At 41.6% G+C, this 23942-nt stretch carries 21 protein-coding genes; 11 read left to right on the top strand and 10 right to left on the bottom strand.

The window, feature by feature from the left end; all coding sequences use genetic code 11:
* Positions 1-416 precede the first annotated feature (416 nt).
* From AB0756_RS10475 to AB0756_RS10460, 4 genes are all read left to right on the top strand, one after another.
* Positions 417-1679, top strand: coding sequence for a PD40 domain-containing protein (locus AB0756_RS10475; protein ID WP_162002336.1), 1263 nt, complete (start codon positions 417-419; stop codon positions 1677-1679).
* Between the two features lie 158 nt (positions 1680-1837).
* Positions 1838-2797, top strand: coding sequence for a substrate-binding domain-containing protein (locus AB0756_RS10470; RefSeq protein WP_038076181.1), 960 nt, complete (start codon positions 1838-1840; stop codon positions 2795-2797).
* Between the two features lie 2 nt (positions 2798-2799).
* Complete coding sequence (locus tag AB0756_RS10465) at positions 2800-4995, top strand: ATP-binding protein (RefSeq protein WP_038076184.1); 2196 nt, start codon at positions 2800-2802, stop codon at positions 4993-4995.
* 23 nt (positions 4996-5018) lie between these two features.
* Entirely contained in the window at positions 5019-6302 is a 1284-nt protein-coding gene (locus AB0756_RS10460) for a sensor histidine kinase (RefSeq protein ID WP_038076186.1), read from the top strand.
* Between the two features lie 90 nt (positions 6303-6392).
* On the opposite strand, the gene AB0756_RS10455 is transcribed toward AB0756_RS10460, so the two are convergent.
* Together AB0756_RS10455 and AB0756_RS10450 are read right to left on the bottom strand one after the other, a co-directional pair.
* Positions 6393-7019 carry a 2-phosphoglycerate kinase gene (locus AB0756_RS10455; protein ID WP_038076189.1) on the bottom strand — a complete coding sequence of 209 codons (627 nt, stop codon included), beginning with the start codon at positions 7017-7019 and terminating at the stop codon, positions 6393-6395.
* A 154-nt stretch (positions 7020-7173) separates the two neighbouring features.
* Positions 7174-7869 carry a carboxylesterase family protein gene (locus tag AB0756_RS10450; protein ID WP_237265819.1) on the bottom strand — a complete coding sequence of 232 codons (696 nt, stop codon included), beginning with the start codon at positions 7867-7869 and terminating at the stop codon, positions 7174-7176.
* A gap of 66 nt (positions 7870-7935) precedes the next feature.
* On the opposite strand from AB0756_RS10450, the gene AB0756_RS10445 reads away from it, so the two are divergent.
* Both AB0756_RS10445 and AB0756_RS10440 read left to right on the top strand, forming a co-directional pair.
* Positions 7936-9792, top strand: coding sequence for a DEAD/DEAH box helicase (locus tag AB0756_RS10445; protein WP_050046098.1), 1857 nt, complete (start codon positions 7936-7938; stop codon positions 9790-9792).
* Positions 9793-9819: 27 nt separating this feature from the next.
* The gene (locus AB0756_RS10440) at positions 9820-9984 is read left to right on the top strand and encodes a response regulator (protein ID WP_153021616.1); all 165 of its coding nucleotides are present in this window, start codon (positions 9820-9822) and stop codon (positions 9982-9984) included.
* A gap of 11 nt (positions 9985-9995) precedes the next feature.
* Here the strand turns inward: AB0756_RS10440 and AB0756_RS10435 are convergent, their stop codons facing one another.
* Together AB0756_RS10435 and AB0756_RS10430 are read right to left on the bottom strand one after the other, a co-directional pair.
* Positions 9996-10658, bottom strand: a complete 663-nt coding sequence (locus tag AB0756_RS10435) for a pentapeptide repeat-containing protein (RefSeq protein WP_038076192.1) — start codon at positions 10656-10658, stop codon at positions 9996-9998.
* Positions 10659-11062: 404 nt separating this feature from the next.
* Positions 11063-11551 carry a hypothetical protein gene (locus tag AB0756_RS10430; protein ID WP_038076195.1) on the bottom strand — a complete coding sequence of 163 codons (489 nt, stop codon included), beginning with the start codon at positions 11549-11551 and terminating at the stop codon, positions 11063-11065.
* 684 nt (positions 11552-12235) lie between these two features.
* Between AB0756_RS10430 and aroF the strand changes: the two genes are divergently transcribed.
* A complete protein-coding gene (gene aroF / locus AB0756_RS10425; protein WP_038076197.1) occupies positions 12236-13108 on the top strand; it encodes a 3-deoxy-7-phosphoheptulonate synthase in 873 nt (290 codons plus the stop codon).
* A 94-nt stretch (positions 13109-13202) separates the two neighbouring features.
* Here aroF and AB0756_RS10420 read toward each other — a convergent pair whose 3' ends face one another.
* Positions 13203-14507, bottom strand: coding sequence for a hypothetical protein (locus tag AB0756_RS10420; protein WP_050046099.1), 1305 nt, complete (start codon positions 14505-14507; stop codon positions 13203-13205).
* Positions 14504-14632, bottom strand: a complete 129-nt coding sequence (locus AB0756_RS10415) for a hypothetical protein (RefSeq protein ID WP_272899692.1) — start codon at positions 14630-14632, stop codon at positions 14504-14506. Before AB0756_RS10415 ends, AB0756_RS10420 begins: the two co-directional genes overlap by 4 nt.
* Positions 14633-14765: 133 nt before the next feature.
* Here AB0756_RS10415 and AB0756_RS10410 point away from each other — a divergent pair, with 133 nt between their 5' ends.
* Positions 14766-16058, top strand: a complete 1293-nt coding sequence (locus tag AB0756_RS10410) for a glycosyltransferase (protein ID WP_202048577.1) — start codon at positions 14766-14768, stop codon at positions 16056-16058.
* Here the strand turns inward: AB0756_RS10410 and AB0756_RS10405 are convergent.
* Positions 16055-16654, bottom strand: a complete 600-nt coding sequence (locus AB0756_RS10405; protein WP_050046101.1) for an NUDIX hydrolase — start codon at positions 16652-16654, stop codon at positions 16055-16057. The two genes, AB0756_RS10410 and AB0756_RS10405, sit on opposite strands and share 4 nt — an antisense overlap.
* A 363-nt stretch (positions 16655-17017) precedes the next feature.
* Positions 17018-18295: an adenosylhomocysteinase gene (ahcY, locus tag AB0756_RS10400; RefSeq protein ID WP_038076417.1), complete on the bottom strand. Its 1278-nt coding sequence runs from the start codon at positions 18293-18295 to the stop codon at positions 17018-17020.
* Positions 18296-18610: 315 nt separating this feature from the next.
* Here ahcY and AB0756_RS10395 point away from each other — a divergent pair, with 315 nt between their 5' ends.
* The 3 genes from AB0756_RS10395 (at position 18611) to AB0756_RS10385 (ending at position 21085) form a co-directional block, all read left to right on the top strand.
* Positions 18611-20173, top strand: a complete 1563-nt coding sequence (locus AB0756_RS10395; RefSeq protein ID WP_050046139.1) for a mechanosensitive ion channel family protein — start codon at positions 18611-18613, stop codon at positions 20171-20173.
* Between the two features lie 186 nt (positions 20174-20359).
* A complete protein-coding gene (locus AB0756_RS10390; protein WP_038076389.1) occupies positions 20360-20623 on the top strand; it encodes a hypothetical protein in 264 nt (87 codons plus the stop codon).
* A 90-nt stretch (positions 20624-20713) separates the two neighbouring features.
* On the top strand, positions 20714-21085 hold the full coding sequence (locus tag AB0756_RS10385; protein ID WP_038076387.1) for a hypothetical protein: 372 nt from the start codon (positions 20714-20716) through the stop codon (positions 21083-21085).
* A gap of 38 nt (positions 21086-21123) precedes the next feature.
* Here AB0756_RS10385 and AB0756_RS10380 read toward each other — a convergent pair whose 3' ends face one another.
* Positions 21124-22269, bottom strand: coding sequence for a glycosyltransferase family 4 protein (locus AB0756_RS10380; RefSeq protein ID WP_038076384.1), 1146 nt, complete (start codon positions 22267-22269; stop codon positions 21124-21126).
* 251 nt (positions 22270-22520) lie between these two features.
* A complete protein-coding gene (locus AB0756_RS10375; RefSeq protein ID WP_038076380.1) occupies positions 22521-23690 on the bottom strand; it encodes a glycosyltransferase family 4 protein in 1170 nt (389 codons plus the stop codon).
* Positions 23691-23942: the final 252 nt, after the last annotated feature.

Raw genomic sequence — 23942 nt, 5'->3', positions numbered from 1 at the left:
AAATCACGACTATACAGGCTAAGTCCACGCAGGTGGACTTTGTTTATGTAGCCCCAGAATTCTATTCTGAGGGCAATTAGCACTCTTTGGGATGCTCCCAGTCCAACTTTTATAAATTTGACCCATAAAAGCTGAATTGAATACTGACAGTGCTATGTACAACAGTTTCGGGAGGTTGAAAAATATTTTCGCAGAATTACGGAATAGTCGCATTTCACCTTGTAGGTACTTACAGACAAATCAAACCGAGGTTAACTGATGGCAGGTCAATGCCTGAAATCTAGCAAAACCTCAAGCTTATGACTTTTAATTTATTAACTTGAAAATCTTTATAAAAATCCAAACCGTACTGCTTAAAAAGTGGTGCGGTTTTATAACCAGAAATTGAAACGATCGCTATTCTTATGATGCGTTTGATGAAATTTTTTCCACTGACCTTATCTGCTTTATTTTCCACTGTACTTTTTAGCTTTGTACTTTATAACTCAAATACTACCACAATTGCTGCTCCTCAAGAAAATAAAGGTCATACAGTAGCTTTTTTAAGTATGAGGCGCAATACGAATCAATTCAATATTTATACGATTGAAACTAACGGTTTAAACCGCCGACAGCTTTCGCGAAATCTAAATGTTAGTCCAACCATGGTTTGGTCAAATAATGGTAAGCATCTAGCTTTTGTTAGCGATGAGACTGATATTTATACAATTAATGCAGATGGATCTGGATTAACTAAAATCTTTGCGGGGTCTTTTTGCAAAGCTTCTAGATATAGAATGAAATGGTTTTTAAATGACAAAAAATTAGCTTTTACAAGAGATTGTGATGGCAGTACCTCCGATACTCCAGGAAACGTATCTCTATATCTCAGCAATACAATTGGTACTGAAAAAACTAAATTGATTAAAGAATGGCAGATAGGAGGTATTCCACCAAAAAAAGAAATTTCGTCTTCTTTATACCTATCACCAAACGGACAAAAAGTAGTCTTTTTCAAAGATAACAGTATATTTCAGATGAGTACGGATGGCTCAGAGTTGACAACGATAACTAGCGCACCAGGAGATGATTACCCTTCCGAACTCATTTGGTCACCTGATGGGACTCAAATTGCCTTCTCATACGGAAAAGAGCGCAATCTACCAATTTATTTACTGAATATAAAAAACAAAACGCTAAAGAATTTATCAAATGCATCTGAGAAACAAGCTTATTCTGGTCTCTTATCATGGTCACCTGATGGAACTCGGCTTGCTTACTATCATGACCAAGGTAGTCAAGAATTTGGGATTCAATTAGATATTTTTGTGCTTGATATTTTTCAAGGAACTGTTAAAAAATTGACTGATAAGCCGGGGGAATATAGTGAATTGCAGTGGTCACCAGATAGCAAGCAGATTGCTTTTACAAGCGGAAATTTTTCTAATAAAAAGCTGTACGCGATCGCAGTTGATGAACTCAAGCTCACCGAGCTAGCTTCACAATTACCGCCATCTAGAATTGAGAGTTTAACTTGGTCTTTAGATAGTCAGCAAATTGCTTTTATCAAAGAAGAAAAAACGAACGAACAATCGGGGAATCAAAGCATTATGTATGCGATCGCTCGAGACGGTTCAAAGTTGAGAAAATTGTCAAATTCTGGAGATTTGTTTCTTTCAAGCCCTACTTGGCGACCATAACTGTGGCTCCACCGATCGCTGCAGACAATCGCGCATATCTTCTAGTAAGTAGATACAACTAAACTTGAGGGAGTTTGTGAATTCAAGGTGCTTTTTGGGGAATCCTAACACCATCAATACCCAATAATTAGCTTCGGGAATTGAAACCCCAAAACACCATGAAACAATTCTTTTCCTGGCAAAACGAGCGCGTCTTCAAACAAGTCGTCAGCTTTTTTTTATTAGTTTTATTAACATCAATGGGAGCTAGTTGTCAAGCACCCTCATCCAACAATCCTGCTCAATCTGGAGCAAAGGCAAAGACGAATTTTACAGAGGCTCAACCTTTAAGAGTGGCTGTCATTCCCTGGCAAAGCCCGGAAGAACAAAAACAAAAATTGCAACCCTTAGCAGACTACCTCCAAAAAACCCTACAGCGCCGGGTCTCCTTCCAAATTTCAAAGGACTACGCAACTGCGGTGGATCTGTTGGTAAACCAGGAGGTAGATATGGCGTATTTAGCTGCAGTAACGTATATTAAGGCACGCGAGCGCAATCCTAACATTGAGCCGCTTGTCATACCAATCGATCAAACCACGGGACGGCCCTGGTACACTAGCATAATTGTTGCTGATACGACCAAAGACATTAAATCCCTGTCGGATTTAAAGGGCAAACGCTTCGCCTTTGTGAGCCCATCCTCTACATCCGGGTTCCTAATGCCCATGAATGCCTTTCAGGAAAAGGGGATCGACCCAACGCGGGACTTCACTAGAATCCGTTATTCTGGCAGTCATGACAAAGCACAAACAGATTTGAAAACAGGTCTAGTGGATGCGATCGCTGAAGACAAAGCCTCTTTCTTAAGAAGTCAGAAAGCAGGCAAACTCTCTACTACCCAATACAAAATTATCTGGGAATCCGATCCCATACCATCGCCACCTATTGTCATCAACACAAAGAAATTTTCCCCAGAAGTCATCATCAAATTGCGACAGGCATTAATTGATGCCCCAGTTGGTGTTGTGGATGTAAGTGGGACAAAATCTGCTGGATATACCCTAGGGAAAGATAGTGACTACGAGCAAGTGCGACAAATTTATCTCCGTTTAAAATCTGTCACAGTAGCCGCGAAATAACAATGAAGATTCTTACCAAGTTTATTGGTTCGACAGCGATTTCTGTAGGGTTGACAATTGTATTAGTGGGAGGCAGTACACTCCTTATTAAACAAACGGAACAATCGGTTGACCGCAGCCAATACCTGACAAATCAAGCCGTTCGCAAAACTCAAGACCTACAGCTTTCCTTAGAAGAGCAAACCTCGGCACTGAAGAACTATCTGTTGCTCAACCGCAGTACAGCAGATATTTTAGTCTACGAACAAGCTGCCTCTCGGTTTTCAATGACTTTGATTCAACTGAAACAACTGATGCCAGAGGCAAAGCAACCCAATGTGGTACTTCGCCGCCACCAGTTTCTGGTACGTCTAGTGGAAGAGCTGAAAAACCAAACCGAGTCTTCCACTCTTCAGGCACAGCAAGATGTTAAAGCTATTAACTCCTTCCAAGATGACATCAAAATGTTTCTTAAAGTACTTGTGGAGGAAGTGCAGCAACAAGATATTGCCACCCGCCAAGCCGCCGAACGATTTCAGCAAACTGCTACCATTGCCACCTACGCCCTGATTGGAATCGTGCTGTTGATTTTCATCGCCCAGTTTGCCTTGACCTTATTGCCCGTGATTCGCTCCATTCAGGAACTCCAACTGGGCGCTGCAAAATTGGGGGTTGGCGAGCTGAATTATCGCTTAAATATTCACACTGGCGATGAAATTGAACAATTAGCGCGGGAATTTAACCAGATGGCAGCGAGATTGTCAGAATTGTATGCTTCCTTGGAACAGAAACGAACGGCTGCCGATAGTGCAAATCAGGCCAAGAGCGAGTTCTTAGCAAATATGAGCCACGAACTCCGCACCCCACTAAATGGCATTCTGGGCTACACCCAAATTCTCAACCGTTCCCACAGTTGGGGAGAAAAAGAACATAAAGGTATTCATATTATTCACCAGTGTGGTTCTCATTTGCTGACGCTGATTAATGACATCCTTGATATATCGAAAATTGAAGCCCGCAAGCTGGAATTGCAACCCCAAGCGATTCATCTACCATCTTTGTTACAGGGCATTGCAGAGATAGTCCGCATTCGGGCAGAGCAAAAAGGGATTGATTTTGTCTATTTGCCTGATGTTAACTTACCAGAAGGAATCAAAGCCGATGATAAACGGTTGCGCCAAGTGTTGATTAACTTATTGGGGAACGCTGTTAAGTTTACCGATCGAGGGAAAGTTACGTTTAAAGTTGAGGTTATTGGTCAAGCAAACTCACAAATAACAATTCGGTTCCAAGTTAGCGATACTGGCATTGGTATGAGTACAGAATCGTTAGCCAAAATTTTTCTTCCTTTTGAACAGGTAGGTGATGGCAAACGTCACGCCGAAGGAACGGGACTTGGACTGGCTATCAGTCACAACATCGTTACTTTGATGAACAGTGAAATTCAAGTGCAGAGTCAGTTGGGAGTTGGTAGCACCTTTTCCTTTGAGGTAAATTTACCTCTAGCCTTGGAATGGCAACAGTCTGTCAGAAATATTACCGGACAGCAATTGGTTGGGTATCAGGGGGGTAAACAAACAATTTTAGTGGTTGATGACAAATGGGAAAATCGTTCGGTAATTGTCAACTTATTGGAACCACTAGGTTTTGTCATTGTGGAAGCGGAAGATGGGCAAGATGCGTTGGCTAAGGTGAATCAGATTATGCCCAATTTAATTATTACCGATCTCTTAATGCCTGTAATGGATGGGTATGAATTTCTCAAAAAGATCAGACAGTCTGAGACATTTAAGGGACTTCCCGTAATTGTTTCTTCCGCATCAGTTTCGACAATCGATCAACAACAAAGCCTTGATGCTGGTGGTGATGATTTTTTGGTGAAACCCGTCCAAGCTGAGGAATTATTTAAACTATTACAAAAACACTTGCAAATTCAGTGGAATTATAAATCCAATGCATTACCACTTGAGCCATCAGTTCATTTGGAAGAGACATCAGCAAGTATTCCGTCTGTAAAACTGGTTGTCCCTGATGCAGAAGTCCTTATACAGCTGCTTCAACTTGTTCAAGATGGACGCTTGAACAAACTAGCGGAAGTGGTTGTTACTTTAGAAAATCAGGAGCAAAGTTATGCCACTTTTGTAAAGCATATTCTGGAACTGACCGGAAAATTCCAGGTAGAGGAACTAGAAGCTTTTATTCAGCAATTTATCCATTAATTAAAGATGTAAAGAGGTGAAAGATGCAAGAGGTACAATTAATTTTGGTGGTTGATGATACTCCGGCGAATTTGGCCGTAACTTCTGAAGTCTTGACTGATGCGGGGTTTGAAGTTGCGATCGCGAAAGATGGTGAACGTGCTATTAAACAAGCCGAACGCAATTTACCCAATCTGATTTTACTGGATATTATGATGCCCGGTATTGATGGTTTTGAGACATGCCGTCGCCTGAAAGCCTCACCCATTACCCAAGAAATTCCCATCATTTTTATGACGGCTCTTTCAGATACCACCGATAAGGTTATGGGATTTAACTTGGGTGGAGTCGATTACATTACAAAGCCATTTCAAGAAGCAGAACTGCTTGCTCGTGTTAAAACTCATTTAAAATTACGCCATCTCACGCAAAATTTAGAACAACAAGTTGCCGAGCGTACAGCTGAACTTAGGGCAACCTTACAACAATTACAACAGTCGCAGTTTCAGTTAATACAATCAGAAAAAATGGCAACCTTGGGACTTTTGATGGCGGGTGTTGCCCACGAAATCAATAATCCTGTTAACTTTATTCATGGTAATTTGGATCATATTGAAGGGTATACTCAAACTCTGATAGAATTTATCCAACTTTATCAAAAGCACTATCCCCATCCCCCAACAGAAATTCAAGAGAAAGCAGAGAATGAAGATCTGGAATTTTTACAAGAAGACTTGCTCAAAATTGTGAGTTCTATCAAAATGGGTAGCGATCGCATCCGAGAAATTGTCAAGACTCTCCGTAATTTCTCTCGCACCGATGAAGTGGAAGTTCAAGCTGTTGATATTCATGAGGGAATTAACAGTACTTTGACGATTTTGCAACACCGTCTCAAAGCTCATTGCGCTCGTCCAAGTATTGAAGTTATTAAAGATTACAGTGCTTTACCCCCAGTAGAATGCTATCCCGGACCTCTAAATCAGGCATTTATGAACATTTTGGTTAATGCGATCGATGCTTTAGAGGATTCATTTTACGGAGGATTCATGAATCTGAAAACACCAAGTATCTCTATCCGCACTTCAGTTATTGATACTCAATGGGTAGAAATCGCTATAGCTGACAATGGACGTGGTATTCCCGAACAGATTAAACAACGTATATTTGACCCATTTTTTACTACCAAACCTGTTAATAAAGGTACTGGAATGGGATTATCTATTAGCTACCAAATTATTACTGATAAACATAACGGCAAGTTGGAGTGTTTTTCTACTCCTGAAGCAGGCGCAGAGTTTGTGATTCAGATTCCCATTCAACAATGTTAGAACTCCAAGAGTTCAGCAACCGCAGATGAATGCTGATGAACGCAGATTGTATCTACCTTATTGGGATGACAATTCGTTAACATCACCCATTTACGAAACCTCGATCAATTCCATACATTTTTTTAAAAGTTCATCTGCCATTGACACAAATTCTACATCAATACACATAAATCCAAAACACTCAACCTCCTCCCTCATGCGTTGATTGTAGAACAGGGTACGGTTTAGAAACTTTTGAATTAGGTACTTTTCATCCTCACCTACATTATAAAAATTACTTTCACGCTTAATTCGGTTTTGGAACAGTTGGTCGCTAGCCGTAAGCCAAATCGCTTTAACACCATTTTTGCCAACTAAATTCGCTACAAATCCCGGCCATAACGCAGAGCCTTCAAGTATAAGGCGTTCTGTTGATAAATCAGACGCATGAGAATGAACAATAGCCTCGACTTGCGGCAATACATTTTTCTCATAATGCGATAATACATCCAAAAAAAGAGCGTCAATAGACAGCGTTCGATAATGTTTTGCTACGTACTCTGAAATAGCCTTTCCATTTGCACCTACCCAAGGACGTCCGGGATGTCGAGCGAGGTTGTCCGTAGAACGATAACTCCAACCAAGCTTCGCCGCCAAAGATTGGCTGAGGGTCGATTTGCCTGTGTGAGAGGAGCCACCAATTAGAATCACTCGTGTTTCATTAATTAATGTATTCATAAACCTATTTTTAATGGGAGCATCTTTAAGAGTACCGATTGCCCTCAGAATAGAATTCTAGGGCTATACAAACAAAGTCCGCCTACGCGGACTTAATTTAAGAAGCGTGGTTAATGCATTTGTAATGAATAAATTCATAATTTGTAATTATGAATTATTCGGTCAGTCTCTTCCGTTGATGCTGCTTAAACCAATCAAATAGTACTGGATTGTTGTAGGTCTGCGTCCACGAGTCGTGGTCGGCTTCTGGATAGACTGTGAACTTCACATTACCACCGCAAGCTTTCAGTGCCTCAACCATCTCTTGCGAGGCACTGATGGGAACAATGAAATCGCGTGCGCCATGAAATGCCCATACTGGAATGTCTTTGAGATTGCAGGCTTCCGTTGGGTTTCCACCCCCACAAATTGGCGCTATAGCAGCAAATCGATATGGTTGGGCAGCAGCCCAACGCCACGTTCCATAACCTCCCATGCTGATGCCTGTTAGGTAAACCCGATCTGGATCGACGTGATAGGAATTTAAGACTTCATCTAAAAGAATACTCAAATGCGGCACCGACCAATACTGACCTTGGGGACATTGGGGAGAAACAACCATAAAGGGAAAGTCTGGTTGCTCCTCTACAATTCTAGGAACACCATGCCTTGTGACATCTTCTAAGTTAGACCCTCTTTCACCTGAACCATGCAAGAACAGGATTGCCGACCATTTATCTTGTGTTTCATAACGTTCCGGCAGGAACAGCAAGTAATTGTAGCTGCTTGTTCCAGTGATTTGTTGTTGTCGAGTTTGCATGAGTGAGAGTTTGCCTTTACCAATGCAGGCTCCATTGTAGTGCATCGCCATCAATTAAAATCAGGTAATTTGTTTTATGCTTGTGGCATAGTAAACTCGAACAACTTATTAGAGTGAATGTTTACTCTGCGCGATTACCAACAAGAATTGGTATCAAAAGCCCTAAGTGCTTGGTCAAATGGGATGAGAAAAATCTTGCTGCAACTGAGTACGGGTGGCGGTAAGACAATTATCTTTGCTGCTATTGCAACTGAATTTAGTTGTAGGGGTGAAGGTGTACTGGTTGTGGCTCATAGGGAAGAGTTGATTCTCCAAGCAGCAGAAAAATTAGCAGCATTATGTGGAGTGCAACCAGGAATCCTCAAAGCAGGATACAAACCAACTGATTCTTTAATTCAAGTAGCCAGCATCCAGACTCTTTATCGCCGCAAAACTTACCCAAAAGCGGAGTTAGTGATTGTTGACGAAGCTCACCATTGTTCGGCTCTGAGTTACCGTAAATTGTTAGATGCTTATCCTCATGCACTCATTTTGGGAGTGACGGCTACACCAAGACGAGAAGATGGTTATGGATTGCGAGATATATTCGAGTACTTGATTTGTTCTATTACAACTAAGGAATTGATCGCTCTTGGGTATTTGACAGATTATAAGTTAATAGCTGGTTTTAAGTATTCCAAACACAAACTTCCTTCTAAACGTGATTTTACTAAAAAAGAATTAGAGGAAGTCGCTTCTGATTACAAACCTTCTGAGGTGTTAAAGCAGTGGCAGAATTTTTGTGCTGGTAAGAAAACAATTATTTTTGCAGTCAATGTCAAGCACTCGCAAGCGATCGCAGCAATGTTTTGCTCCAACAGTATCGCTTGCGAACATCTTGATGGAGATACACCTTCTGATGAGCGGAAAGCAATTTTAGATAGATTTAGGAGTGGTGAAACGCTTGCAATTAGCAATTGTGCCATTTTGACAGAAGGGTTTGATTGTCCCGATTCTGAGGCAATTGTGATTGCTCGTCCTACGACTAGCGTTACGTTATGGTTGCAGATGATTGGCAGAATACTGCGTCCGGCACCAGGAAAAGAGTTTGCTACCATCTTAGACATGACCGACAATTGGTACAGGCTTGGTCGTCCCTGCGACCATCGAGAATGGAGTCTTGACCCGGTATCCTGCGATCCAGAAACCTTAGGATCGCGGTGCTGTCCGCACTGTCACCACGTCTTCAAACCAATGCCCGGTCTGATTCGTACTCTTGAATATTTTCACTCTGTCCCATCTGAGTTTGTGACCGTATATGAAGCGGATTGTCCCAACTGCGAAGAATATTTTCGTTGGACATTATCAGAATCAAATGGAATAGAAAATGGTGGAGTGCCAACCGTGATTAACACCTTTGATATTGAGTTTAAAGAGGTGCCACCTGAAATTCGACCGAGTTTGCTGCGCCCAATATTGGATGCTAAAAAGCGCAAATTTAGGACAGAAGAAAAGAAATTGGTTTTTTATAATGATACTATTAAAAATTGGTTTTTAAATTGTCAAGAACTCACATTATTAGAACTAAACTACGCTATTGAACTACTGAATTGTCAAGAATGGGCATTTGAGTACAGTATAGAATGTTTGGTCGCTCGAGTTCGCAAGGCTAAAGAATGGGACGATGTAACAAAAATTATGTCACGTCGTCCGGACAGTGTGAAAAAAGTGATTTGGTCTCAATTGTCTCGTCTCGAAAAAGACAAGCTCAACCAAATGAAAGTGGAGCATGAGAAAGAACTGGAGCAATGGTTAAGCGAAGAAAACCTTATAACAATAGCAAGTTATCTTGAAGCTTGTGAAGATATGGAAATGATTTCTTCTTTATGGCAAATCTATAACAAAGAAGCGATTAGAGTGGCGAGTCAGCGGCTCTCTACTGATAAGCTCGATCGAATCAATCAATGGATTTCTCAGCTAGAAAGAACCAGTTAACCCAATACTCCCGCAATTCCGAGGAGCTTGAAACCAGAGCAAGGGGGAGAAATTTCTGCCATCGCAATGACTGCCTATGCTGCCGAGATCGATTATCAACAGGCTATAGCAGTCGGATTTCAATTGCATATTCCCAAATCTGTAGAGCCAGAGGAGTTAGTGAGGGCAATCCAGTCCTTAAATGGTAAATGACAACGGTGTCATTACTCAAAGATTTTGCCATCTGGCATAATTGCCCCAGTCAGGTTAGCTCCTATCAGTTTTACAAGAATTCTATCGCCAGAACTCATGCGTGCTCCTGTTAAATTAGCTCCTCGCAAATCAGCACCACTTAAATCGGCTCCTATCAAATTAGCGCCGCATAAATTCGCTTCTCTTAAGTCAGATAACAATAAATTTGCCCTAAACAAATTTGTGTCAGATAAATTTGCACCTCTGAGATTGACTTTATGCATAAAACTATCACTGAGATCGGCACCGCTCAAGTTGGCGTAGCTCAGATTTCTACCGGATAAATCTTTGCCTTTCATGTTAGAGTTGCTGAAATCCTTCCCACTTAAGTCGTTGCTAGGCTTTGGAGTTGGAGATTGATAAGTTTTTTGAGGGGGTTTTGTCGGCGTGTAAGACGTATATGCCGCTCTGCTATGTGACATTTGATACTGAGATTTGAAAGAGCGCAATTTGTCCCGAGCTTCGTTGATGTCTTTCAGCTTTTTTTGCGCTTTCTCTTGCAAGCGGACGTTTTCTTTTGGCAGGCGATCGGGATGCCATACAAAAGCCAAATCTTTGTACGCTTGATTGACTTCCTCAAGTGTTGCTCCAGGCTCTAATTCCAACAATCTATAGTACCGCTCCAGCTCGCTCATAAGACTTTATGGGGGAAATTAATTTCATTATGAGTGATACAGACAAATTTCGACTGCATCATTATGTATAATCTTTCTTTAACAGTGACCAGTGACCAGTGACCATTGCTGGAACTTAAGGTTATAGCCCGTTCTTGCGTTTTGTTTGGAGTTGCTTTTATTTCCGCTTACTTCATCCTTCATCCCTCATTCTTTATCCTTCATAATAATCAAGAATCCAACAGATTTTTTTTTAGCTCATAAACCTTACAAGAATGTAAATACTTGATACAAGTATTTAACGCTCGTGTTATCAATTGTAAATAAGTAATACAAAGTGTATTCCTTATTTCTGGATGAAAACAATTGAACTGTGAGCATCTACTATCAAAAGATATATTTTCTGAATTAAATCAATCTTTATGTTACCCTCTGCCTAGAAATCGCTGCTGTAATGCTCGTACATAAGCTCGCATCGGAATTTGATAAACCTCAATCAGCAGCCAAACAATAATGGCTAAATGAAAAGAAAAGGTTAATATTGTCCAAATATATGGCACCCACGATAAAGGAACTTCTGTATTGGGTGGAAAATTATACGCTACTATACCAATTAAAGCAGTGGGAAGAAGTATAAAACCAACTGCAGCTAGCACGTAACCCCAACCAAATTCGACTCCTTCTATTTGGGCTTCTGTCCAATTGAAGCCGTTCCAATACCAAATAAGAGGAGGTTGTCTCGAAGGCATTTTGAGTTGTTGTTGTTCTACATTAGCAACAAAAATTTGCTGACAAAAGTCACAAGACATAGCCTCCATCAGTGGCATATGACTAATTTTACCCACACGGCACACAGGGCAAGGGTAGACTCCCTGATAATTAAAAGATGTGGAAAGAATTTTGGAACCGGGCATAAGCAATTCAAAAAGATTCAACACTAAGAAACGTACTCCTGACAAGTATCCTACCTTCTGCTTAACTGCAATAAAATGCGTAACAGCTTGGTTACCCTTTATATGGGGTAAGAAGTTCGTGAGGTGAAGTCAAAAAATACAGCCCCTTTGGTCTGCGCCAAGCGCACGCACTTGCGATTCGCCATTCTTCAGGCATAGGACACCTGCCTACAAGTTTCATAACGTTGTGGGGGGGTTGACGCAACTCTCTGCCTCTGTTAAGGTCATGTATATAAGTCTAATCTATCTTTTTCCACAAAGCATTAATCAAATGTTAAGCACTAATTCCTATTTTTATTTTTGGTTTGGGGTGGTTCACCGGGAGTGAATTTAGTTTCCACATGGAAATCACCCGGTGAACCGCAGAGCGCACTCTGCGGTTTTTGTTTTTTGAGGAGAAATAGAAAGGATAAAGGATGAATGATGAAGGATAAAGTTAGAAAAAATCGCTATTTTACCACAAGCTTTTATTTTTGGCCCAGAATAAGTTCCGGGTAATAGCGTTATGCAAATGCATCGTTAAAGCCCGGAACTCAGATTCTGGGCTTTTTTGTTGTCAACCACTTATTTTCGCGATACGGGCGCAAAGCATTGCACTCGTACCAACTACCAACCACTAACTACTCACCACTAACCATTCTGCTCATGAATAACGCCAAACTTGTCACCAAATCTCACTCTCATCACCAAACAATCGTCCGCCTCTCCCCAACAGTTGCTTTTGGCGGAAAGGAACTGGTTATTATTGGCGGTCCTTGTGCTGTTGAAAGCCAAGAACAAATGGAAACTGTAGCTCAAAAGTTGTCTCTCGCACCAGTTCAAGCCTTACGTGGGGGTGTTTATAAACCCCGTACCTCTCCCTACGCTTTCCAAGGTATGGGAGAAGAAGGACTGCAAATTTTGGCAGAAGTGCGATCGCGTTACAGTGTTCCAGTTGTGACAGAAGTCATGTCCATTTCCCAAATAGAAGTTGTAGCGGCTCGTGCTGATATGCTTCAGATTGGTAGCCGCAATATGCAAAACTTTGATTTACTTAAAGCACTGGGACAAGCCGGTAAGCCGATACTCCTAAAACGAGGTTTGGCAGCAACTATAGAAGAATTCGTGATGGCAGCTGAATATATAGTCAGCCACGGCAATCCGAATGTTGTGTTGTGCGAACGAGGTATCCGCAGCTTTGACAATTACACCCGAAACGTACTCGATTTAGCTGCGGTCGCAGCACTCAAACAAATAACTCACTTACCCGTGATTGTCGATCCTTCTCATGCTGTGGGTAAGCGAGAACTCGTTGCACCTGTGGCAAAAGCAGCCGTTGCTTGTGGGGCAGATGGGTTAATTATAGAGTGCCATCCAGAACCAGAACAATCTGTATCTGATGCACGTCAGGCGTTGTCTTTGGAAGATATGGTGAATTTGGTTGATAGCTTAAAGCCCGTGGCTGCATCTGTCGGGCGGAGTATATCAGAAACAATGGGGGTAGGTTCACAACCTACCCCTATTTGTTATGCAGCATGACTGTCTTGAAGGATAAAGGATAAATTGAAGAAGGCGGAGCCAGCATTCCCTTCTGCCTCCTGCCTCCTGCCCTCTGCCTTTCTTGATAAAATCTTTATCTTTTATCCTTCATTTGACTTAAGCTACGGCTAGCAACATCAGCACTCAATCCCCAAAGTATTAACCCTAGAAAATCAGTAAAAGGTCTGGCTCCAAAAGTTTTACCATTTTCTATGTAGAGAGAATTTAGTCCCACAGCAGTTAGAGTCAGTAACAGAGTTAAGGACAGCAAAGGTTTGATAAACCATAGTGTTGCTTCAGCACGAACTTGTTCTGATAAGCCAGAAAGCATTACTAAAAACTTTTGCAAACGCTCGGCTAGGGTAGGTTTGTAGAATGGAACAGATTCTGTTTTGATAATACGGTCGGTGGCAGCCTCTGCATTGTTTATAGACCTAGTCATTTCTAAATCAACGGCCGCTCTAGTCTCTATACCCTCAAAAATTGTTTTTAAATTTTCTAATAATTCCTTGGCTGCAGCGTCATCTTGTACCGCAAGAAAAAAGCGGATTCTTTCTATTTGCGATCGCACCAATTGTTCTGTTTTTAAATCAATTTTTTCTTCCCCTATTTTTTGCTCCATAAGTTGTAAGTTTAGTAAAACTTCCAAACGATTTCTGATAGCTTCAATGTGAGACATTGCCATATCAATTTTGTCTCGAAAAACTAATTTTCGGACTTCATCAGACATATTAGCTAATATCTTTTTATCATCTTTATTTTCTAAATCGGCATCTGCGATATCTAAATCAAGACGATTCACTTCTTGCAAAGCCTCTGCTTGAGCACCACCCGACTTTTCTACGTACTGCATGAGCCTGCCAAGAATCACTCCTAATAACAGTACAAGGAGAGGAACAAGTGGACCACTTCTGACATTTAAATCTAGTGGTAATGTTAAGCGGCTACCAGTATCAAAATTGAGATAGACAGCACCGACGTAATGGTCGGGAGGCATTGCAGAGCGTTTTAATATAAGATTGATACCAACTATTTGATTGGCAGGTAAAATCTGAGATTTAGGCGAGATGAATGTAGCAGATGTATTGAGTTGATAGCCCGTAATTTCACCTTGACCGATAACTGCAGGATTGAGAACACTGACATCTCTTGGAGTTCGGTTATCAAATTGCAACTCTCTACTATCAATATATGCACTAGTCGGCAGAAAAACACCTGCCAAAGCACAATCCAACCACCCGCTACAATTAACTAAATTTAGTTGAATTTGCTTAGTCCCTTCTAAGGGAAGTAATGTTAACTGTTTGTTATCAGAAGTGGTGAGTGGAGGTGTTTGAGCTAAAGCTGAGTTCTGAAGTAGCACTAGAGGTAGTAGAACTGTAAGTAACCATTGTTTCATTGCATTCTTGAGAGAATATTTTCACGTTCATTGCAATTGGCGATCGTGCGATCCCCAAGTCCTTCCTTAATACTAAGAATTTCTTTCTTATGGTCAAGATTGACAAAAGTGTATACCGCTAACATAGCCACTTTTTCAACAAATTCCTACCTTACAAGTTGTAAATTGCGTGAATTAAATCTTTTGTAAACATTGACAAGCCGTTAAGCATCGAACACGGAGTTATACTTCAAGAGTCATCAACTGAGTCCCCCATCTATGATGTTGCCAGACGTTGAGCACAACAAGCGTGTATTAATCCTAACAGCAGGTTCACGAGGGGATGTTCAGCCGTACATTGCATTGGGTTGCGGTTTGCAACAAGCAGGTTTTGAAGTCATGCTGGCGACAGATGAAAGTTTTGCTTCATTGGCGATCTCACACAAGTTAAACTTTGCTCCCATTCATGCAGATTTTGTCAACCTCATTCAAACAGATGAAGGTAAGTCAGCGATCGCAGGTAAGAAATCCGCTAGTTTGATGCGGAAAGTGATGCCGATGCTGCGCCAGATGATAGACGATGCGTGGGATAGTGCTCAACAATACCAACCAAATGCAGTGATTTACCATCCAAAAGCACTAGCAGGGTATCATATTGCAGAGAAACTTGGAATACCGGGATTTCTGGCATTTTCACTTCCAGGGTATTCTCCAACACGAGCATTCGCCAACCCCATGCTTGGGGGTGGCAATTATGGTGGATTTTTCAATCAACTGAGTTATACCCTGTTTCTCAAGTTCGTTGTTTTGTCCTATCGCCGCACGATCGATACATGGCGTCAAGAAAAACTTGGTTTGCCACCGTTCACAGATGAGTTAACTTTACACGGTCAACCTGTACCCAAGTTGTATGGCTACAGCGGGTATGTTGTCCCAGTACCTGCTGATTGGGATAACACATCTTTCGTAACAGGCTATTGGTTTCTAGAGACTCCATCTAATTGGCAACCATCAGCTGATTTACTGACATTTTTAGAACGTGGTTCTGCTCCTATCTATGTTGGCTTTGGGAGTATGGTGTCACAAGATTCAGCTAAAACAACTCGGCTAGTGATAGACGCAGTACAGAAGTCCGGTCAGCGTGCTATTTTAGCAACTGGAATTGGTGGTTTGTCGCCATCAGAAGTTCCCGATAGTATTCACATCCTTGAGTCTGCGCCTCACGATTGGCTATTTCCTCATTGTCTTGCGGTTGTTCATCATGGGGGGGCGGGTACCACTGGTGCGGGGTTATGGGCGGGAAAACCAACCGTCATTTGTCCCTTCTTTGGGGATCAACCATTTTGGGGAAAGCGCGTTTTTGAGCTAGGCGTTGGTCCCCGTCCGATTCCTCAGAAGAAATTGACGGTAGACAAATTAGCGCAGGCGATCGAAGTCGTTACTAGTGACGAAAATATGCGCCAACAAGCTCGAGAGTTGGGCAAGAAAATTCAAGCTGAGAATGGTGTTATGCAAGCTGTTGCGATTATTAGAGAGCAATTGGCGATTAGAGGTAGTTATTCTGTTGACTAGCGAAAATGCAAATTACCAAGCGTTTTTAATGCTAAAAATAATGAGCTAATATGTAAGGCTTGCAATACTATCCCACTTTCAATTACTTCTATAGTTCTTTCTAAAGGTAACAGCGATATATCAATCTGTTCCGTGTCATCCAGATTTAACTCGCTTACCTTTTCTACATTTGTAGCTAAAAAACAATGGGTAAGATTATTATGAGTTGCTGGATTTGGTGACAAAATGCCAGTTTCAACAAAATTATCGCTAGTGTAACCTGTTTCTTCTAATAGCTCGCGTTTTGCTGCTGCCAATGGTGAAATATCTTCTGCTTCTACAGCACCACAAGGTAATTCTAAAACTGTTTTTTGTAGACCGTGGCGGTATTGTTTTACTAAAATAATTTCTTGATTTTTTGTTAACGCTACAATATTTACCCATGTTGGATATTCCAAAACATAATAAGGCTCAACTATTTTGCCATTAGGCATTTGGCAAGTATCGGCTCGTAGTGATATCCATTTATCTTTAACAATATATTTAAAGTTTAATAAATTCCAATTGAATGAATCCACTTGATTGAATCCTCTATTTTTTAATGAAAATGCAATCATCTACTATCACATCGGTATTACAGTAATCCAAAAGACTTGCCGTATATTAAGATATAACTCCCCCAGCTATTACTGTGTTGTATTAAAAGGGGTTTCCCCGTTCAATCCACATTGTGTAATCTAAATGTTGAAGTCTGTTTTTAGTTTAGTCAAATGAAAACAATAATTAATACTTTAGATATTATCAAAGAAATTGAGTTTCTCTGTGTTTACTGATTTCTCAATAATGCTTTTTATAGGCTGGACATTGCTCACCGTATGTTGGTGGGCAGTGCCCACCCAACACTAGATAATAGATTTTGGTAAAGTTGAGCTTAAATCAAAGCTTTCTCAATTCAAAATCTATTATTTAAAATTCTGTCATTAAGTTCCAGAAGTCCAAGAGTTGATGTACTCAATTTGGTCTGCGGTTAGGCTGTCAATCTGAATGCCCATTGCTTGCAGTTTCAAACGAGCAATTTCTTGGTCTGCTTCAGTTGGTACGGAGTGAATACCGGGTTCTAAACTACCTTTATTCTTCACTAAGTACTCGCAAGCTAGAGCTTGGTTTGCAAAGCTCATATCCATCACCGCACTGGGGTGACCTTCTGCAGCAGCCAAGTTAATCAAGCGTCCTTCTCCCAAAACAACGATTGATTTACCGTTGTTAAGAAGATATTCTTGGGTGAAGGGGCGTACTGTCTTCACGTCTTTTGCTTTAGCACCTAAGGCGACAAGATCGAGTTCGATGTCAAAGTGACCGGAGTTACAAATAATCGCACCGTCTTTCATAACATCGAAATGCTCGCCACGAATGACGTGCTTGTTACCTGTCACGGTGACAAACAAATCGCCCAGGGGTGCGGCTTCTGCAATTGGCATCACTCGGAAACCATCCATTACAGCTTCGATCGCTTTGATGGGGTCAATTTCTGTCACGATCACGTTAGCGCCAAGCCCTCTTGCGCGTAACGCTGTTCCTTTACCGCACCAACCATAGCCGACAACAACAATGGTTTTACCTGCTAACAAGATATTTGTTGCCCGGATGATACCATCAAGGGTGGATTGCCCCGTACCGTAGCGGTTGTCAAATAAGTGCTTTGTGTCGGCGTCGTTAACGTTAACTGCGGGGAAGGAGAGTACGCCATCTCTAAACATGGCGCGGAGTCTGACAATTCCTGTTGTTGTTTCTTCAGTGGTACCGATAATGTCAGCAAGTTGGTGCTGGCGTTGTTGTACCAAGGTAGCGACGACATCACAACCGTCATCGATAATGATGTTGGGGCGATGATCTAGAGCAATTTGTACGTGGCGGTTGTAGGTTTCTGCATCTTCACCTTTGATGGCAAAGACAGGGATTTCATAATCGGCTACCAGACAAGCCGCTACGTCATCTTGAGTTGAAAGGGGATTGCTAGCAATCAGTACAGCGTCCGCACCACCAGCTTTGAGTGCAATTGCTAAGTTAGCTGTTTCTGTGGTGACATGACAGCAAGCTACCAGGCGAATTCCGTCGAAAGGTTTTTCTTGGGCAAAGCGATCGCGAATCTGCCGTAAAACGGGCATTTCTCGTCCAGCCCATTCAATGCGCTGTCTTCCCAAGGAAGCTAGGGCGAGGTCTTTAACCTCGTGCTTTAATCGGGGAGAAGTTGCAGTCATTAAATAGTCCTCAATTTGAGTAAAAAGATGCGTAACCATTTACGCACTCTACTAGAGTATTCCAAATTTTTAAAAATGCAAAAGGGGATGAGGGGGATGAGGGGGAATGAGTAAGGCGCTCAATGTCCAATCTTCATGTTGGCGATCGTTAAATATTTGTTACAAATGAGGAGAGGCAAGTAAAATTACTCAGATTGGGTTTAGGGCTAACCTCTAAACATGACTCGACAGTCTATTCTGCACGAGGAGGTGTATACAGTGCGCTTTAAATTTTTGGCAGTCGCTCTTTTTTCCGCAGTTATAACGATTGGGGCGATGCCTCCAGCGTCAGCGCAAATACCCTTTTTGCCTGTTTGGCAAACTCCTACGACTCAAACAACTGAATCAGATACGAGAGTTGTTTCGCGTTGGGTTTCATTGGATGGTCGCTCTTTGTTCCAGGTAGCGGCACCAAGGGCAAATATTTCAGAAAGATTAGAACAAATCAACCAAAATCTGGAAACAATCAGTCAAACTTATTTCCAATCACCCAGAGATGACCTCAAAGTAGAGGTGACATCAGAAAACCAAATCCCCGTTATCCGCGTTAACGGCAGATACTTGATGACCATTACCCAGCAGGATGCTAACCTGCGGCAAGTAGAACCGAAAGAGGCAGCAACTAGGATCTCTCAATTATTAGAAGAACATTTGAGGGAAGGAAAACAGGAACGACACCCAAAAAGTTTAATTCGTCAAAGTGGAATTGCTACTGGTGCGGGTTTAACCGTGCTTGTTATTAGTTTGGGATTAAACCAATGGCAGAAACGATCTAGCAAGCGATTGGCACAACAGCTTGCTCCCACTCCTTCCATTGATAAACCTATTACCACCCAACTCAAACAGCAGCAAAATCGAGATATGCATGAAGTCAGGAGACGCTTGTTTCAACTGGCTCAAGCAGTGCTGTGGGGAGGTGGAATTTATTTTATCCTGGGTCTGTTTCCCATCACGCGAGTACTGCAACTTGAAATTCTGACAGCCCTACAAATCCCTTTAAGATTGGGTATTGTAGGATTGGTCACTTATGTCGCTACTCGCTTTAGCTACGCTCTCATCGATCGCTTTACTTCAGCACTCGTCAACAGCCGCGTTTTGCTGACTCCTGAAACTTCCGAACGCTTGCAGTTAAGAATTTCCACTATCTCTGGCGTAACTAAAGGTGTTGTGACGATCGTTTGGATAGTTGCGGGAATCTTAGCAGCACTTACTTCATTAGGTATAAATATTCTGCCCTTACTAGCCGGTGCTGGTTTAGTGGGTGTGGCAATTTCCCTTGCCTCGCAGAACCTAATTAAAGACGCAATTAACGGCTTTCTCATCATTGTAGAAGACCAATACGCAGTTGGCGACGTTATAGATGTGGGTAATGTGGGAGGTTTGGTAGAAAGTCTCAATCTCCGCATGACTCAATTGCGAGACGCCGAGGGACGGCTGATCTCAATTCCTAACAGTGAAATTAAAATAGTCGCCAATCGTTCAAGTCGTTGGTCGAGGGCCGATCTCACTATCCCGGTAGCTTATGATGCCAATATAGATGGAGCCTTGGAATTGATTGGCAAAGTTGCCTTGGAAATGGACGAAGATCCTAAATGGCAGTATCAAATTGTCGAAACCCCTCAGGTTTTGGGAGTCGATAATTTTGGCGACAGGGGTTTGATTATCCGGGTATGGATTAAAACACAACCCCTCAAGCAGTGGGATGTCGCACGGGAATATCGCCGCCGTCTGAAAATTGCCTTTGACCAAGCCGGAATTTCTATTCCCGTACCTCAGCAAGCTATTTGGATCAACGAAGGACAATTGGCGAAATCTTCCCTTGATGGCAGAGGTGATTGAGCAACGGTTAGTTGTTAGTTTTTAGTTGGGTGGGCAATGTCCACCCAATTTGAACGTGTTTCTGGCAGTTTGGGAGCAGACATTTTTAGTACTTATGTACTATAATAGATATAGCGTCCTAAAGCAAAGTCAAACGCAAAACGGGTGCAGAACAGTTATAGGGAGAAGGGTTCAACGATTTGTCCTATGATTAAGCATTATATTCTCAGCCTCAATCCAACTGCCAAGCACGAATGGGATCGCTGTATCTTACGCGACCCGTTGACAGCAAAACGCCCAGATATCGCAAAATTAGTCGCTGAGGTCGTTGGTTCGGATACGGGGAGTTATCTGGTGAGTGTCAATATTGAAGTTCAAGTATTGGAACAAGCTGTAGTTCCTCAAACCGAACAACTTACGCTAAATATTTTGGAGGTGAATGACAAGCCTCAAGTACGAGAAGCCGCGTAGAAAAATACGCAATTTTTAATTCGCAATTACCGCCAGCATTGGGAATTGCGAACTACTTACAATTTTAATAGGGATAACTATATTTAATTTATGATGCAACTGAATCATTATCCAGCTGCGATCGCTCAAGCTGTTCAAAGAGTTAATGAAATTGACTCTCAGTTGATGGCGGTACAGCACCAGATAAACCGATTTGAAGGTAATGCAGATCGCAACGCTGCCTTTGATATCGATTTAAAGAACGATACTCAACGCAAAGCACGTCGTTTTGAATTGTTACTTGTTAATCAAGAATATCAAAAAGCGGTAGATACTTTCATGCGTTTGACGTCTGATAAAGCAAATGCCGTAGCTCATGTAGAATATTTACGCAATCAATTTAGTGTAGCAAAATTGGAGACAAGACTGGCGATCGCGCAACAACTTACAGATTTTGAAGCTCGTGAATTAGTTGGATTGTAGGGGCTAATAGCTAATGGCTAATGGCTAATAGCTAATGGCTAATGGCTAATGGTAGTGTTAAGAAGTTGAGCAATTTGGTGATTGATAACTGTGACATTAAAACGCTGACTTGCAGTGTCTCTGGCATTGTTAGCGATAGTCACGGTTTTCTCTTTCTCTTGAAAACAATTCGTAATGACTCTTGCTAGTTCTTGAGTATCTCCTGGCGTTACTAAAAAACCATTGATACCGTGTTCTACTAACTCAATCGCACCTCCAGCTTTTGCTGCAATGACCGGTTTTCCACAAAGCATAGCTTCTACAATAACTCTCCCAAAAGGTTCTGCAGCAGTTGAGGTGTGAGCAACAACATTGCAAGCTGTCATTAATAGGGGAATTTCCGAACGAAATCCTAAAAATTTTACTCTGTTCTCCAGTCCTAGTGTTTTCACTTTTTGGTGCAAATTCTGGACGTATTCTTGTTCGCCAAACAAAGCATCACCCACTAAAATAACTGTCACTTGTTGGGGACATTTTGCCAGTGCTTCTATTAATATATGCTGTCCTTTCCAAGGTGCAAGACGGCTAAAATGTCCGACAATAAATTGACCATCAAGTTCTAGTTCTTGTTTGAGTTGCTGAATCTCGGATTCTTGAACTTTAAAGCTTGCTGGGTCAAAACCATTGTAGACAACTTTTGTTATTTTTGCATTTCCCCCTGCTTCTATAAAAGCAGCTTTACTTGCTTCAGAATTGGCAATGACTAATGAAGCAAAACGATTGGCTAGAGTAACGGCAATGCGACGGTTTATTTGACTAAAATGCTCTGGTGAAAGAATATCATGTAAGTGATAGACAAGGGGGCGTTGGCTGAAAAAACTGGCTAATGCACCAACCACTAATGCTTTTTGCGTGTTGGCGTAGATGACATCAAATTGCCTTGCTCTCTGTACAACTTTAGTAATTAAGGGTATGAGTTGGCTCAAGCTACCCAATCCTTGTACCAAGCTACTTTCTTTACGGACTTGTATTTGTTGGGTTGTCAGAACTTCGACGGGAATTTGATTTTTTTCTAGTAAATTTCTAAAAGAACCATCAGCAAATAACCCTACCAAAGATTTATCTTTATAGGGTTTAGCAATGTCTATCAAGCATAGTTCTGCTCCGCCCGGTTTGCCACTTTGGTCGAGGAAGAGAATTTTCATATTAAGTGTAGAATATTTGAATAAATTTGATTGTAGGGTTTTTGATAGCTGCTATAGCAATCCTAAATCATTTGTCAAAAAATTGGATTGCTAATAGCTAATAGCTATTAGCTAATGGTCAAAAAGTTATTAGCCCCTCACCTCGTTCCCAGGTTCTGCCTCTGCTCGATACTGCTACGCAAGGCGGAGGCTCCATTCCCAGGTAGGGGCTGGGAACGATAAGAAGTAAGGATCTAAGGGGATCTAGCTCATCAAGCAAGCAACACACTGCGGACATCTAGGGCTATTTTATGCCAGTCGAAATTGGCAACGGCATACTGGCGACAAGCTTCTCGTGAAGGCGCTTGCACTTTTCCTAAAAGGGCGTGTTCTAATTTTTCTGCAATAGCTGAAGTTTCTGGAGAACTTGTAATTAAGTCTGGTGAAAATGGTTCTATAATTTCGGGCATTCCTCCAATAGGGGTCACAACTACTGGTGTTCCACAAGCTAAAGACTCTACAACGGCTAGTCCAAAACCTTCAAAAGACTGACTTGGCATTACGCTGAAATCGGCAGCTTGGTATGCTACTGGTAAGTCTGGATCGGGTAAGTAACCAAGAAATCGGACGCGATCGTGAAGACCTAATTCATCAGCTTGTCGTTGTAGGGTCTCTTGAAGCGGACCGCGACCTGCTATTGCCAACCAAACATCTGGAATTCTTGGCTGAATTTCTGCTAGAGCTAGTAATAATTTATCCAGTCCTACTCGATTTACCAGGCGGCGAGATGTGAATAGAATTGGACGATCTACAGGCCACCCCAATTTATTACGAGCCTCTTGTTTTGATAGATTTGGTTGGAAACGCGCAACATCAACCCCACCGGGAATGATGTGAATTTTATGCCATGGAATTTTATACTGTTGGTGTAAAATATTGCCAAATGCTTTACTGAGAACAATAAAGCGATCGCAGTGATTGTAGGTTCTTTGTTCTACAAAATACGCTTTTAGAAAAACACTTAGATTTTGCTCGGTGACTTCTTCTTTACTTTCGTATGCCCAAGGACCGTGAAAGTTAAAGGTAATCGGTACTTCTTTTGGCAGGAGATCCAGAATTGGAACGCTGTATAGCGCGAAATGTAAATTAATGGCGTCTGGTTTAGCACATCTTGTTTTCTTAAATGTATTGCGAATCGACAAAAATCGCTTCCAGATTGGCATTTCTGGAGATGCCAAGTTAGTCAATTTTACTGGCGAATTTGGTTCGTTTTCTGGTAGACCAACTCCGCATAATTCAACTTGGTCTTGATTTGCTGCTAGCTCATGAGTGAGGTCGTAGATATATCGTTCGAGTCCGCCTGGTGTTTTGGGAAACCAGCCTACTCCTACACAGAGAATAGACGCAGATGTTGAAGCAGCATTTCTTTTGTTACCTTCCACTTACCTTTCTCCAAGTACTGGTTGTGCGAGTGTCTACTTATCTTTATTTTTTCGCCTTTGTCTGGAATTCAGCATACTTCGTTGATGCTGACAGTAAATTTATTCTTCATTTCCGTACAGAATCAGAAAATTTTATGTCATTCTGCCGGGAGATTTTACTGCTTATCATCTATCTTCAGGATAGTTTAATTTTATTTGATAAAATGTGCAAATTAGCTTTGACTGAGTTGTTCTTGTTTATACAAAAATATT

This window comes from Tolypothrix campylonemoides VB511288_2 (assembly GCF_045999855.1).
GTDB classification, from domain to species: Bacteria; Cyanobacteriota; Cyanobacteriia; order Cyanobacteriales; family Nostocaceae; genus Scytonema; species Scytonema bouteillei_A.
Note: the sequence above shows the minus strand (reverse complement) of the source record. Positions and strands in the feature narration are given on the sequence as shown.

What these genes read in the sequence shown, in the direction of transcription:
- AB0756_RS10475 (WP_162002336.1), top strand. Translation starts at nt 417, where the DNA reads ATGAAATTTTTTCCACTGACCTTATCTGCTTTATTTTCCACTGTACTT.
- AB0756_RS10470 (WP_038076181.1), top strand. Translation starts at nt 1,838, where the DNA reads ATGAAACAATTCTTTTCCTGGCAAAACGAGCGCGTCTTCAAACAAGTC.
- AB0756_RS10465 (WP_038076184.1), top strand. Translation starts at nt 2,800, where the DNA reads ATGAAGATTCTTACCAAGTTTATTGGTTCGACAGCGATTTCTGTAGGG.
- AB0756_RS10460 (WP_038076186.1), top strand. Translation starts at nt 5,019, where the DNA reads ATGCAAGAGGTACAATTAATTTTGGTGGTTGATGATACTCCGGCGAAT.
- AB0756_RS10455 (WP_038076189.1), bottom strand. Translation starts at nt 7,019, where the DNA reads ATGAATACATTAATTAATGAAACACGAGTGATTCTAATTGGTGGCTCC.
- AB0756_RS10450 (WP_237265819.1), bottom strand. Translation starts at nt 7,869, where the DNA reads ATGGCGATGCACTACAATGGAGCCTGCATTGGTAAAGGCAAACTCTCA.
- AB0756_RS10445 (WP_050046098.1), top strand. Translation starts at nt 7,936, where the DNA reads ATGTTTACTCTGCGCGATTACCAACAAGAATTGGTATCAAAAGCCCTA.
- AB0756_RS10435 (WP_038076192.1), bottom strand. Translation starts at nt 10,658, where the DNA reads ATGAGCGAGCTGGAGCGGTACTATAGATTGTTGGAATTAGAGCCTGGA.
- AB0756_RS10430 (WP_038076195.1), bottom strand. Translation starts at nt 11,551, where the DNA reads ATGCCCGGTTCCAAAATTCTTTCCACATCTTTTAATTATCAGGGAGTC.
- aroF (WP_038076197.1), top strand. Translation starts at nt 12,236, where the DNA reads ATGAATAACGCCAAACTTGTCACCAAATCTCACTCTCATCACCAAACA.
- AB0756_RS10420 (WP_050046099.1), bottom strand. Translation starts at nt 14,507, where the DNA reads ATGAAACAATGGTTACTTACAGTTCTACTACCTCTAGTGCTACTTCAG.
- AB0756_RS10415 (WP_272899692.1), bottom strand. Translation starts at nt 14,632, where the DNA reads ATGTTAGCGGTATACACTTTTGTCAATCTTGACCATAAGAAAGAAATT.
- AB0756_RS10410 (WP_202048577.1), top strand. Translation starts at nt 14,766, where the DNA reads ATGATGTTGCCAGACGTTGAGCACAACAAGCGTGTATTAATCCTAACA.
- AB0756_RS10405 (WP_050046101.1), bottom strand. Translation starts at nt 16,654, where the DNA reads ATGATTGCATTTTCATTAAAAAATAGAGGATTCAATCAAGTGGATTCA.
- ahcY (WP_038076417.1), bottom strand. Translation starts at nt 18,295, where the DNA reads ATGACTGCAACTTCTCCCCGATTAAAGCACGAGGTTAAAGACCTCGCC.
- AB0756_RS10395 (WP_050046139.1), top strand. Translation starts at nt 18,611, where the DNA reads ATGCCTCCAGCGTCAGCGCAAATACCCTTTTTGCCTGTTTGGCAAACT.
- AB0756_RS10390 (WP_038076389.1), top strand. Translation starts at nt 20,360, where the DNA reads ATGATTAAGCATTATATTCTCAGCCTCAATCCAACTGCCAAGCACGAA.
- AB0756_RS10385 (WP_038076387.1), top strand. Translation starts at nt 20,714, where the DNA reads ATGATGCAACTGAATCATTATCCAGCTGCGATCGCTCAAGCTGTTCAA.
- AB0756_RS10380 (WP_038076384.1), bottom strand. Translation starts at nt 22,269, where the DNA reads ATGAAAATTCTCTTCCTCGACCAAAGTGGCAAACCGGGCGGAGCAGAA.